The sequence below is a fragment of the uncultured Sneathiella sp. genome, from assembly GCF_963973085.1.
Classification (GTDB): Bacteria; Pseudomonadota; Alphaproteobacteria; order Sneathiellales; family Sneathiellaceae; genus Sneathiella.
The window spans coordinates 68,148-80,197 of record NZ_CAXAXA010000006.1 but is presented as its reverse complement, the minus strand read 5'-3'; the positions used below and the strand labels follow the sequence as shown (position 1 = coordinate 80,197).

Here is a 12,050-nt window from a genome sequence, read left to right as displayed (position 1 = left end):
GCCTAAAAGGCTTCCGCCCGGGCCCGCTCCCAGTCGCGCCGATAGCTCGGCCGGATGGACTCCGAGAGCAGTTCTCCGTCGTCCAGGAATTCATACAGCTCATGGCTTGAGCGTTCCGTCTGATCGGCGACGCGCTGAAAAATATGGTCCGGGGTCAAATCTTCCGGATCGTCAAGGCCAATGGCGCCGACAAGCTCGCGGAAACTCTCAATCGTGGCGTCATGGAAATTCGCCACATGCTGCTTGCGCAAATCCACATCGACGGCACGGGTGCGAACCGGGTCCTGCGTCGCGACCCCCGTCGGACAGGTATTGGTGTTGCAGCGGAGGGACTGGATACAGCCGAGGGCGAACATCATCGGCCGGGCGACATTGCACATATCCGCGCCGAGGGCGATTTTCTCCATCAGATCGAAGCCGGTAACCACCTTGCCACTGGCGATGATGCGGATATCCTTGCGCAGGCCAATCCCGACAAGACAATTGTGAACAAAGGTCAGCCCCTCGTCGATGGGAACGCCCAGACGGTTGGAGAATTCAACCGGTGCGGCGCCGGTGCCGCCCTCCGCCCCGTCAACGGTGATGAAATCAGGGGTGATCCCGGTTTTCAGCATGGCCTTGCAGATGCCCATAAATTCGCTGCGGCGGCCGATACAGAGCTTGAAGCCGATCGGCTTGCCGTCGGTGAGGTCGCGAAGCTGCTCGACATATTCAAGAAGCCCCTCCGGTGTGGAGAAAGCGGAATGGGCGGGTGGCGAGATAACGGTCTTGCCGACGGAAACACCGCGGATCTTGGCGATTTCCTCATCCACCTTCGCGGCGGGCAGGACACCGCCATGGGCGGGCTTCGCCCCCTGCGAGAGCTTGATCTCGATCATCTTGACGACGTCGCGATTGGCATTCACCTTGAACTTTTCCGCGTCAAAATTTCCCTCATCCGTGCGGCAGCCGAAATAGCCGGTGCCGATCTGCCAGATAATATCGCCGCCGCCCGCCAGATGATAGGGGCTGAGGCCGCCCTCGCCCGTGTTATGGGCAAAGCCGCCGATCTTCGCGCCGCCATTCAGGGCATGGATCGCATTTGAGCTGAGCGCCCCGAAACTCATAGCCGAGATATTCAGGCGCGAGGCGCTGTAAGGCCGCTTGCACTGCGGCCCACCAACGACAACCCGTGCTTTTTCCGCATCCACATGCTTGGGCGCGAGGGAATGGCTGGCCCGCTGATAGCCGACTTCGAGAATGTCCCACTGGGTGCCGAACGGCTGGGTATCAAGGCCCTTGTTCGCGCGGGCGTAAACGAGTTGGCGCTGCATCCGGTTGTAAGGACGCCCGCTCTCGTTTGTCTCGATGAAATATTGCTGGATTTCCGGGCTGATAAACTCAAGCGCATAGCGCAGATGCCCAACGACCGGATAATTCCGAAGTACGTTGTGCTCGGCGAAATGCATGTCGTAGAGGCCAAGAGCAATGTAAGGCAACAGCAGCCAGAGGAACCAGACTACTGGTGGCCAGAAGAAATGGATGATTAAGATAAGCAGCAGGCCGATGATGGAAATGGCGAAGAAGATGTGGCGCGCCAGGGAGCCTTTGTAGTCGCTGAGTAATGATTCTCTGATACCTTTAATGCTCATCCGGATTTTCCTAGTCAAAGACCTGCCCATGTTTGAATTGTTCATCCTGCCCTGCCGCCTCGGTGAGGGCCGCGACATTGTCCTTGGTGAAGAATCCGTCGAAGCCGTGACACCGTTCGACATACTCGGTAATCAGGATGGTGTTTTTTGAATGCTTGGAGAAAATCTGCTTCAGGTTCGGCTCATCCTTGCATTCCCCGACCACATGGGCGAGGAAGGGTACGCCCTTCTCCTTCAGCGCATTGACAACGAAATCGACATTCTTCTCGTTCGCCGCATGGTCGCCATCTTGCACCTCGATCGCGATATGATGCATGCGGCGCCCGTAGTTGCGCACGAAAGTCTCCGTCGGCATCGGTTTGTTTTCGAAAGAATTGACGAAGGATGGCGTGTTGTTGGCGGTAAACACCTTTGCCGGGGACAGCTTGTCATCCATGATCGACCCGTTGCGATTGACATTGGTCGAGGAGTTCATGTCCGAGATGTTATAGGCGCCCCAGAAATAATAAGGCACCTGGGTCAGGAATTCGAGAATGGCGTCTTCACGGTCCGCGGCAAGGATGCGGGTCGCCATATGATCGATCCCGAGGAGCAATTCCCCGACGCCTGAACTTTCGGCGAACTCCGCCGCCGCATCGAGCTGGGACTGCTCCGCCGGGGTCAACTCGAACCGGCCACCGAGGCCGAGGCTGTCCGGATCGTTGAAATCATGCGGACTGTAGCCGACCCGGTTTCCGGTAAAGTCGGAGGGCATGGTGAACAGGAAGCCATCATAGGTGTAGAACGGGTTTTCCACCTCGCCGCGATACTCAAAGCGGACGGACTGATCCTCCAGCGTACCCCTTACCGCCTCATTGTTGGCGCATTGATAGATTTCCCCGACATAGCGGCTATGGGGCGTGGCGCGCGACAGCGGATACATCCGGTTGACGCGGGTAATATATTCCTCAAACCCGTCGCTGAGGGGCTCCATCAGGATAATGGCGGGGAATGCCGGACGGCTGTGCAGCACATGGAACCTGTGAGTCTCGCCGATATAGCTGGCCCCGTGACGATAGGGCGTCATCTCATACAGCTCGACCATGGTGGCAATGCTGGTGCCGGGGTCCACCTGCATCACGACGGCCTGCATGTTGCCGACCAGATCCTCAATGCCGCTTGCTTTCCGCCGCTCATAGATCTGCGGGCGAAACTCGTTAAAGAAATCGGAGTTTTTCTTGTCCCCTTTTGGCTCATATCCCTCGTAATCAAATGCCATCAACTCTTCCTCTATGGTGTTTTGCTTTAAGCCCGTGTCCGGTCAGGATTTCCTCCGGGCAAGTTTGTAGCTGTTTTCCCCTTGCGGTGCTGCCGCCACCATGGCCGGATCATAGAGCGGTTTCATCTGCTTGCGAAGGATGATAACGGATATCAACAGAATGACACCACCGACGAAATGATAGGACTGCAAAAGATTTAACGGGGCCTTGCTGAAATACTCCAGCTCGGCAAAGGGGAGAAAGCTCGCAACCAGATAATAGCCCAGAGAGACCAGCACAAGGCAAAGCTTCGCCGTCCAAGTCGGACTTACTTTGACAAGATTAATCGCGACAATCAACAAAAGGATGATACCCGGCCAGAGTACACCGTAATGATGTTCCCAGGCGATCGGTGAGGCAATCGTCATCACAATGACCATCGTCGACAAGTCCAGAGCGGACACCGTCGGATCATTGTCGGCGCGGGTGGCGCGGACCCATTGCGGCCGGTACAAAAGCCCGAACAGCAGAAAACCTATGGTCGACAACAGCGTCCCCATATGCACATAGATGTTGTAGGGCGCGTAGCTGTGGTATTCCCACGTCAGAGAACTGACATCATTCAGCAGGCGGTTGAGCAATCCGTTCATGCTTTGGTTGGTCCAAAAAACTTCACCGTGCTTGCCGATAAAGGACAGGACGGAGAGATAATCCAGATGTTCCCCAAAGCCGAAAACAAGGAGGGAGACGACTCCCGCCGGGATCAGAACCAGGAACATCCCGGCGCAAAACCGACCTTCTTTTCTGAGTAGTGCCCAAATCAGCAGAAGACCGAACTGCGGTTTCGCAAGCGCCGCCAGGGCAATCAGGATCCCGGCAATTAGCTTGCTGTTTATAAGCCAGGCTACGAATGTAAGGCTGATCATCAAGTCCAGCAGTATCTGGATTTGTCCCAGATACTGCCCCCGCAGGATGGGATAAAAGAAAAATGTTCCGATCAGCAGCAGAAGGAAAAGCACACTCTTTACGCCAATCGGGTAGTCGACACGATCATTATAATGTTTCGCCGTTGTGATTGCCACGACATACACACAGACCCCAATCCCGATCACCGAGGCAAACGAGATCAGATTCATATAGTAAAGAATGCCGCCCCAGGAAATATCCATCCAGACCAGCACCATAAAGGGCAGCAGGCTTATCGGCGGATACTGGAACTTGACTTGGTTTTCATAGAAAATTGTCTGGTAAATTCCCTGCTCAGGGTTGTTTACTTTTTCAAGTGCCGCCTGATACATAGGAAACCATGAATCCGCATTGGCGTCAAAAGTGATAATATGCAGGAATGACATTATTGGCGTGCTGTCAGAAAGGCTGCCGCCAATAATAGCCGATAAGTATCCAAGTATTATCACGCCTCCCAATATCAGGGACAGACAAACCAAAGGGTTGAATTTTCCGCCCCGGGTATCAAAGGTCGACATTAAAATACTCCCCTGCCCCTAATCTGGTATTGATGGCAAAACATGCACAGTTCCTCTTGCCAAAAGTACTTTATGACAGCTCCTTATAGGCCGGGGTCCAGAAGCGGGCGGCCAACCGTTTATCAATCTCGGCGTCACTGAGTTCCGGTGCCACCTTGTCGGCCACTGCCTGCCGGGCAACGGCGCGGGCGACAGCACGGCTCACGGCCCGGATATCGGCAATCGGCGGCAACAGGGGTGCCGCCGGATCGGTTAAGGCCGGAGACATGTCGGCAAGCGCCCGGGCGGCGGCCATGAACATGTTATCCGTCACCCGCGTCGCCTCACAGGCGATCACGCCAAGGCCCACGCCCGGAAAGATATAGGTGTTGTTGCTCTGGGCGATATGATGCGACGCGCCCTTGTAGGTGACCGGTTCGAACGGACTACCCGTCCCGATCAGGGCCCGGCCATCGGTCCAGTTAAGAATATCCTCCGGCTCCGCCTCCGCCTTCGAGGTCGGGTTGGAGAGCGGGAAGATAATCGGTCGTTCCGCATTCTTCGCCATTTCACGGATGACTTCCTCCGTGAACAGGCCATGCTGACCGGACACCCCGATCAGGATGCCGGGCATACCGTTCTTGACCACGTCCATGAGGCTGATACTGCCGTCTTTCGCGCTTGACCAGGCGGCGACATTGCCGTGATCCTGCGCCAACCGCTGCTGGAATTCCATCAGCCCGTCCATGTCATTATGCAACAGGCCATAGCGGTCCACCATATAGATACGCCCGCGTGCCTCCGCCTCGCTCAAGCCTTCATCCATCATGATCCGGATCAATTGCTCGGCAATGCCCGCACCTGCCGATCCCGCTCCGAGGAAGGCGATATAGTGATCTTTCAGCGGTTTGTTCAGCAGCTTGCAGGCGGCCAGCAAGGTGCCCGCCGCGACCGCCGCCGTGCCCTGAATATCATCATTATAGGTGCAGAGTTCATCGCGGTATTTCTCCAGCAACGGTTCCGCATGGGGCTGGGCAAAATCCTCGAACTGCAGCAGGACATTCGGCCATTTACGCTTTACTGCCTGCACGAACTGGTCGACAAACTCGAAATAGGCATCGCCGGAGATACGTTTCTCGCGCCAGCCGATATACATCGGATCGTCGAGCCGTTCCTGATTATTCGTCCCCACATCGAGGATGATGGGCAGTGTCACGCCCGGATCGACGCCACCCGCCGCCGTATAAAGCGCCAGCTTGCCGATGGGAATGCCCATGCCGCCCGCGCCCTGATCGCCAAGGCCGAGAATACGCTCGCCATCGGTGACGACAATCGCCTCCACCGTCTCGTTGAGGGCGTTATCGAGAATGCTGTCGATGTCATGGCGATGCGGGTAGGAAATAAACAGCCCGCGCGGTCGCCGGTAAATCTCACTGAACTGCTCGCAGGCCTCGCCGACCACAGGGGTGTAGATCAGCGGCATCATCTCCTCGATATGGACGATGATCAGATTGTAATACAGCACTTCATTGGCATCCTGAAGGGCGCGCAGATAGATATGCCGCTCCAGGTCCGTATCTTTCGCCTTGATGGCCTGATAGGCCCGCGCCGTTTGCTCCTCCAGCGTCTCGATATGCGGCGGCAGCAGGCCGAGCAGCCCGAACGCCTCGCGTTCCTTCAGGGTAAAGGCCGTGCCCTTGTTCAGGATCGGTTCGCACAGAAGCGTTATCCCGACCGGATTGTTCGCAGGAAATTCTTTCATTACTTGCTCCCCCTCACACCTGCCGGAAGGTTATCCCGCCTCCGGTTTCACCACGGCAACACTATAGCCGCGTCAAATTACGATGCGCAAGCTGGCAGAGAAGAAAAGAGCTGCGGGGAAAGGGTTTTGTGGCGGACAGAGAATACGTTACTGTTATTTATATCCTTCCTGATTTCGGGCAATTGCGAGGGTCTTATGTGTGAGTTATTTGCGGTTTCCAGCCGCGATCCAATATCCCTGACGTATTCGTTGCGTGAGTTTGCCCGGCATGGGGGTCTCAGCCATTCCAACAAATCCGGCTGGGGCATCAGCTTTCAGCAGAATGCCGATACACTCCTGATCAAGGAGCCGAAACCCGCCTTCGATAGCCCCTGGATCAAATTTGTCGAGGAAAACAAGATAAGCAGCCATTCCATCCTTGCCCATGTCCGCTATGCAACAGAGGGAAAGGATATTTATGAGAATACCCACCCGTTCAAGCGCGAGGCCTATGGACGGGCCCATGTCTTTGCCCATAACGGCAGCCTTCAGCATTTTAAAACCGCCCTGCCCCTGATAAGCCCGCGCTTTACTCCCATGGGGGCGACAGATAGCGAGCATGCCTTCTGCTATCTTCTCGATCAACTTGCCCCGCTCTGGTATGACGGGATTCCCGCGCTGTCCCGGCGCCTTGAGGTGATTGCCTATGTGGCGGAAGAAATCCGCAGTCTCGGCGCCTTCAATTTCCTCTATAGCGACGGCGACGCCCTCTTCGTTCATGCGGATCTGCGTCGTTACGACGATCACGGTGTTTTCGGCCCCCGCACTGAGCCCGCCCTTCACTGGATCGAACGGCGTCACCTGCGCACCGCAGGGCTTGAGCTTTCCTCTCCCACCGATGCCGATAGCGCCGCCCTTATTTTCGCCAGCGTCCCTTTAGGCGACGACACCTGGCAAGACCTCCCCCGCGGCTCCGTCCTCGCGGTACAGGGCGGTGAGATTGTGGATCGGATAATGCTGGCGAAGGTAGACTGAAAAGCCAGACTTCATGACAGCCCGGCGCGCCGCGTGGCCGGCGCCGGGAAGGCTGAACCTGAAGGTATCAGGTTGTCACATACTTTGCGTGACTGTAGAGTTTATGTTGGAATTTGCCGATGTAGTTTTGAAAGTGGTTCCGGGAGAGCAATATGGAGTGGCGTCAGGTATCATCCAACTCATCCGTCAATATCACCTATGACATATGGGAATATCTCGGCGAATATATCTATCTCGCCCAAGCGGTGGGTCCTGTCGGGATGGAGGAACGCCTTCCCTTTATCCGACAGACACTGAAGACCGTCACTACCGGCAACTATTTTTGTATTGTAAATCACAGAGATAGCCATGACAGCGTTATGACTTATGATCAAATGGTATATTTCGGGGATCTCCTTCGCGACGCAGGCATCAGGCGGCTTTATTACGCGGTCGTCACCCACGACGCGGCCTATGCCAATGTCGCCCGTCTGATCGAGGCAGTTGCCACCCTGAAAGAGATCCATGCGGAAGTGCTTTCAACAGCCGATTACACGGAAGCAGAAGAGTTTATCACAAGAAAGATCATCGAAGTCGCAGATAAATAATAAGAGATAAGAGCTGTATCTTACGATGGGACTGTAAAGTTGGTTGCGGGGGCAGGATTTGGTCTTTATAGACTCATCCGCGCCGATGAGCTGATACCATTGAGATACCGCGATCTTTCAGTGAGTTAGGGGGTTGTCACACTAATTTCGGGAAAAAAACCGGCCTTGGAATAGCCTTCTTCGAAGCAAAAGATCTACGATTCCTGCCATCGCTTCCCCCTCTCACATCATTCAACGCGCAGTTAGACGTTGGCTACGAAACAGTTCGCGTACCTATGGAGAGCTATTGATCATGAGGGTGAGGTTCTTGAAGCCTGTGTTACAAAGAGACGGGATCGAAAGACTTCCCTCAAATTCCGCAAAGAAGAGTTCAAGAAAATAAGAAAAGACAAGGATAAGCAGTACAGAAGTATCATCTCAAGAAAAATTTATAACATGGCTTTATTCAAGGATTTTTATCAAAATTAGACATTCTTTCCAAATATGAAAGCCAAGACTATTGAAATAAATATTCCGGAAATAGTGAGGATTAGGCGGATTTTGTCTATGGTAGTTTTCCCTTTAGCCTCTGCATATGCTTCACAATCTTTTAGAACTTTACCAACTTCTTTTTCTAAACTGGATAAATTGGACAACTCTGAGACAATTTTTCCGATGGCGCTGTTAATTTCATCGTCTAGAGAAGAGTATTCATTTGAAAGAATTTCCGCGATTTCTTTACGAATTTCATCTAGTTCATGTTTTATATCGGCTACTGCTCGTGAGTTTCTGATTTTCTCCTTTTCGTTATATTTATCTTTGACTGTTTTATATCTATGAAGTTCGTTTTGTAGGCTATCAATTCTAGCGTTGAATTTTTCAAAAAAACTGATGAATGTAACTGTTAGCAGCTCATCAGACTTCTCTATAGTACTCTTCCTTTGCTTGCTGGATAGAGATGAATCAAGCGAAACTGACAAATACTGCAAGAATTCTTCATGCGCGAATTCTTTTACAGCAACATTCGAAGTACCCAAAAAAGTTACAGCACATCGATATGCCGCACTAAGCTGGCCATGCTGAAGTATGAGTTGTAGAATCTCGCCATGATACTCTTTGGCGGGTTTGTTTGGACTATCTGGCGGGTATTTCACTTAAATGAATTTAATTATTCATTTTCACTAGAACGACGGGGTGAGATTTTCAGATGAAGACTGCTTTTTCATATCAGTCTTATTCTTTCTTTTAATATACTCCGCAGTCACTGCTTCTATAGGAACATCTTCAACTTTAGCAATAGCCCGTTTTAAAAAGTGAGATAAGCTCTCCCCTTTTTCCATCTTCAAAATCGGTGCTCCCATAGAAAACTCCCATTAATGGCAAATTACGGGCCAGAAAAACTAATCCAGCACACTACATAATTTAAGTCTCAAGCTAGCGATTGTCAAGTATCTATACACTTGACAATCGCTAGCCATAACATTGTATATTCACAACTAAGGATTGATGATATCAGGTATTTATCATAAAGATATAAATTATGAACAACAAATCAAACATGCTTCCTATTGATAAAGGAGATCCTGAATATCTTATAGTGAATCTATCCTTTGCTCTTTTTGGTCATCAACCAGAATATAGAGCGATCAAGGGCGATAGACGAAAAATTCTTGCCCAATATTCTACTTCTGTTATCAGCGTAATCAACCTAATATTTGAACGAATTAAGTCGAGAAGAGTTGAAATAGGCCACTATGACTTTTTTGATGAAGAGTATTTTTATGAATTTTTCAATGGGAAAAAATTTTACCATCTAAAAAAAAGCCTAGAAGAGAATAAAGTCAATTTTAAAGGAAAAAAGAATAAGCATCAAAGAGCAGTGTTTAGGATGATATTGAAACTATGCCACGACGCTTTCGCGTGGAATGTTACTCATCCTGTTGTTGATGAGATTAGAAGAAGAATAGAATACGATAGACATTCAAAAGTTGATGTTTCAGGGCAAATAAAGTCAATAAATCAATTACTTGCTATCATTATTGATTTCATGGAGAGAAATCCACCAGATACACCTGTTACTTATGATGGTGTATACAATCGCCCAATAATAAAAACGGATCAGGCTGGCAATTTTTTGTCACCTTCTGATGCAAAGAGAAGCGGGACATATATTGAAGGACGGTATACCATTTATCGGAAAGCGTTTGTAGAGCAAGACAATCAATATAAATACGTTCTCGAGCCACTCACAATCAAATTAAGAGCTTACGGCACAGTGTTCGAATTGAAATCGAAAAATGCTGGGCAAGACGAATATTCTAGATTTCAAGGAGTGGGCTTCTTTTTAAATAAATCCTTCTGGCTGGTTGGTCATTCAAAAGATATATACCCTCGGATGAGAGTCATGGCAGGCAATACTGACGAATGGCGAAAGTTAAAAATGGGTCAGGAGAACAATTGTGCGGCTCTAAGTGTACAATCACATATTAACCAGAATGAACTGATACATCCCAGGCATTGTTACGCTGTAGGTAAATTACAACAGAGAGACGATGCTTCTTCACCCTTCTTGCACATCCCTAGGTTTGTCAAAAGAGAAGAAATTTTAGACTTTATCAGTGAAGCAGAATTAAGCCGTATTGATAGCTAAAAACTAAATCCAATTTAACTGTTGGTGTTCAGGGTATATGAGACAGATATCGATCTGGTTTACGAGAGACTTTGGCTCATCTTGTTGTTGATATTATGTGACGGTTTTGCAAATTCCGTTTTTCCATTCTCTTTTTTTGATCCTTTCTCGTTGATTTAGAATGGTTTGACCACGCCTGAAGTATACGTCAGCAAGCATTGGTGTTTCAAACTCTTATGATATCTGTGGTGATTATAGTGCTCGATGAAGGCTTCAATTTTCTGAACTAGGTCAGATATTCCTCAATTTCCAGTCAGTCACTTACTGTAGCTTTTACGTCCAACGTCACCTAATCAATCGATCTCACTTCAAGCAATGTCGCGTAAAACAATTGGCGTTTGGGCAACCGCAAGCGCCGCTGCTTAAATATTTTCACTGAGGTTTATCTGCGACCATCGCAAGTTAATGTGACAATACCCATATTCGGACCTTCCCATTCCCAACATGTAAAAACTTAGTAATAAGTGTACTGTTGAGTGACTAGTTTAGATTGATTAACTATCTAATTTAACATAATGATACATAACTTCATCAATATGTTTTAGGTGGTAAGAAATGAGTTTTCAACGCAGCCCTAATCAGCAAGATTTATCGTGGTTCATTGATATGAAACAACAGGAGCGTTTGGAACTAGACCCTCCGTATCAACGAAGAAGTGTGTGAACCTTCAAGGACAAGCAAGAATTTCTCGACACAATCTTTAATAATTATCCTTGTCCTGCGATATACCTTCAAAAAGAGAATTCTGCGAAAGGACCAATTTACAATGTCGTGGACGGTAAGCAGCGCCTAAAAACGGTATTGGATTTTCATAGTGGGAAAATTAGGCTTTCCAAAACTAAATTTGGAATAGCTTCGCTACGTGGATTGAAGTTTAATGACTTAGCAGATGACCAAAAGAGTAATTTTTACAATTATATTTTCATGGTGGAACAAATTCGTTCTGATACTGAAGTGGATTGGAGCGAAGTATTTCAACGCGTAAATAAAAACCAAAAAACATTAAAAGAGCAAGAACTCCGACACGCTCGATTTGACGGTTGGTTTATTAATAGAGCCGAAAAGGAAGTTGAAGAGCAGGAGTTTTGGAAAGATATCGGTGTTTCAAGTCGTACAAGAAACGCACGTATGAAGGATGTAGAGTTTATATCCATACTCATGCTATCCATTCTAGAACAAAAATTTGTTGGGTTTCCTCAGTGGCGCATTGATGAACTGTACGCAAAATATGATTTTTCCTTGACCGAGATACCTGAAGATGAAGCCGCAAAAAATTACGAAGAAGATGAGGGTGAAGGACAGTTTGCGGATACCACTCAAGAAGATATTGCGCACTTTGAAAGTCACTTTGAAAGCGTTAGAAATAAAGTTTTTAAAATGGAAAGCCGCAACAAATGTATCACTAATCATAAAAAAAGACTGTTCACCGATCTCTACTCATTGTGGTGCCTACTTGCATTTGAAGCAGATTTATTAGACCTTGCTTCCAAAGACCTGGCGGAAAAATATGACAGCTTTATAACTTCTATTGATTCACTATATGATGATATTAAGAATAACAGAGATACAACAAGTTACACACCTGAGCAGGTTAAATATCACGCGAACAGCACAGGTGCAGGAACAGAAGAAGATTCAAGGCGTAACCGTCACGAAGCTTTGAAAAAAGCGTTTTTCAATTAATGTC

General features: G+C 49.2%; 9 protein-coding genes and 1 pseudogene. 4 read left to right on the top strand and 6 right to left on the bottom strand.

The window, feature by feature from the left end:
• Positions 1–2 precede the first annotated feature (2 nt).
• The 4 genes from AACZ19_RS14700 to AACZ19_RS14685 all read right to left on the bottom strand — a co-directional run bounded on the left by AACZ19_RS14700 (position 3) and on the right by AACZ19_RS14685 (position 6,094).
• Complete coding sequence (locus AACZ19_RS14700; RefSeq protein ID WP_339635230.1) at positions 3–1,631, bottom strand: FMN-binding glutamate synthase family protein; 1,629 nt, start codon at positions 1,629–1,631, stop codon at positions 3–5.
• Between the two features lie 10 nt (positions 1,632–1,641).
• Positions 1,642–2,889, bottom strand: coding sequence for a hypothetical protein (locus AACZ19_RS14695; RefSeq protein WP_339635229.1), 1,248 nt, complete (start codon positions 2,887–2,889; stop codon positions 1,642–1,644).
• A gap of 42 nt (positions 2,890–2,931) precedes the next feature.
• Positions 2,932–4,353: a glycosyltransferase family 87 protein gene (locus AACZ19_RS14690; RefSeq protein ID WP_339635228.1), complete on the bottom strand. Its 1,422-nt coding sequence runs from the start codon at positions 4,351–4,353 to the stop codon at positions 2,932–2,934.
• Positions 4,354–4,423: 70 nt separating this feature from the next.
• Positions 4,424–6,094, bottom strand: a complete 1,671-nt coding sequence (locus tag AACZ19_RS14685) for an NAD-dependent malic enzyme (RefSeq protein WP_339635227.1) — start codon at positions 6,092–6,094, stop codon at positions 4,424–4,426.
• A 195-nt stretch (positions 6,095–6,289) separates the two neighbouring features.
• On the opposite strand from AACZ19_RS14685, the gene AACZ19_RS14680 reads away from it, so the two are divergent.
• Both AACZ19_RS14680 and AACZ19_RS14675 read left to right on the top strand, forming a co-directional pair.
• On the top strand, positions 6,290–7,108 hold the full coding sequence (locus AACZ19_RS14680; protein ID WP_339635226.1) for a class II glutamine amidotransferase: 819 nt from the start codon (positions 6,290–6,292) through the stop codon (positions 7,106–7,108).
• A 152-nt stretch (positions 7,109–7,260) separates the two neighbouring features.
• Positions 7,261–7,695: a hypothetical protein gene (locus AACZ19_RS14675; protein WP_339635225.1), complete on the top strand. Its 435-nt coding sequence runs from the start codon at positions 7,261–7,263 to the stop codon at positions 7,693–7,695.
• Positions 7,696–8,159: 464 nt separating this feature from the next.
• Here AACZ19_RS14675 and AACZ19_RS14670 read toward each other — a convergent pair whose 3' ends face one another.
• Both AACZ19_RS14670 and AACZ19_RS14665 read right to left on the bottom strand, forming a co-directional pair.
• Positions 8,160–8,828: a hypothetical protein gene (locus tag AACZ19_RS14670; protein WP_339635224.1), complete on the bottom strand. Its 669-nt coding sequence runs from the start codon at positions 8,826–8,828 to the stop codon at positions 8,160–8,162.
• A gap of 27 nt (positions 8,829–8,855) precedes the next feature.
• Positions 8,856–9,035, bottom strand: a complete 180-nt coding sequence (locus tag AACZ19_RS14665; RefSeq protein ID WP_339635223.1) for a hypothetical protein — start codon at positions 9,033–9,035, stop codon at positions 8,856–8,858.
• 179 nt (positions 9,036–9,214) lie between these two features.
• On the opposite strand from AACZ19_RS14665, the gene AACZ19_RS14660 reads away from it, so the two are divergent.
• Together AACZ19_RS14660 and AACZ19_RS14655 are read left to right on the top strand one after the other, a co-directional pair.
• Positions 9,215–10,324 (top strand): hypothetical protein, encoded by a 1,110-nt coding sequence (locus tag AACZ19_RS14660; RefSeq protein WP_339635222.1) that lies wholly within the window; start codon positions 9,215–9,217, stop codon positions 10,322–10,324.
• Positions 10,325–11,044: 720 nt separating this feature from the next.
• Positions 11,045–12,046, top strand: a pseudogene (locus AACZ19_RS14655) (DUF262 domain-containing protein); the annotation flags it as partial.
• Positions 12,047–12,050 lie beyond the last annotated feature (4 nt).

Excerpts from the sequence above, each read along its gene's own strand:
- AACZ19_RS14660 (WP_339635222.1), top strand. The coding sequence starts at position 9,215 with ATGAACAACAAATCAAACATGCTTCCTATTGATAAAGGAGATCCTGAA.
- AACZ19_RS14695 (WP_339635229.1), bottom strand. The coding sequence starts at position 2,889 with ATGGCATTTGATTACGAGGGATATGAGCCAAAAGGGGACAAGAAAAAC.
- AACZ19_RS14680 (WP_339635226.1), top strand. The coding sequence starts at position 6,290 with ATGTGTGAGTTATTTGCGGTTTCCAGCCGCGATCCAATATCCCTGACG.
- AACZ19_RS14665 (WP_339635223.1), bottom strand. The coding sequence starts at position 9,035 with ATGGGAGCACCGATTTTGAAGATGGAAAAAGGGGAGAGCTTATCTCAC.
- AACZ19_RS14690 (WP_339635228.1), bottom strand. The coding sequence starts at position 4,353 with ATGTCGACCTTTGATACCCGGGGCGGAAAATTCAACCCTTTGGTTTGT.
- AACZ19_RS14685 (WP_339635227.1), bottom strand. The coding sequence starts at position 6,094 with ATGAAAGAATTTCCTGCGAACAATCCGGTCGGGATAACGCTTCTGTGC.
- AACZ19_RS14700 (WP_339635230.1), bottom strand. The coding sequence starts at position 1,631 with ATGAGCATTAAAGGTATCAGAGAATCATTACTCAGCGACTACAAAGGC.
- AACZ19_RS14675 (WP_339635225.1), top strand. The coding sequence starts at position 7,261 with ATGGAGTGGCGTCAGGTATCATCCAACTCATCCGTCAATATCACCTAT.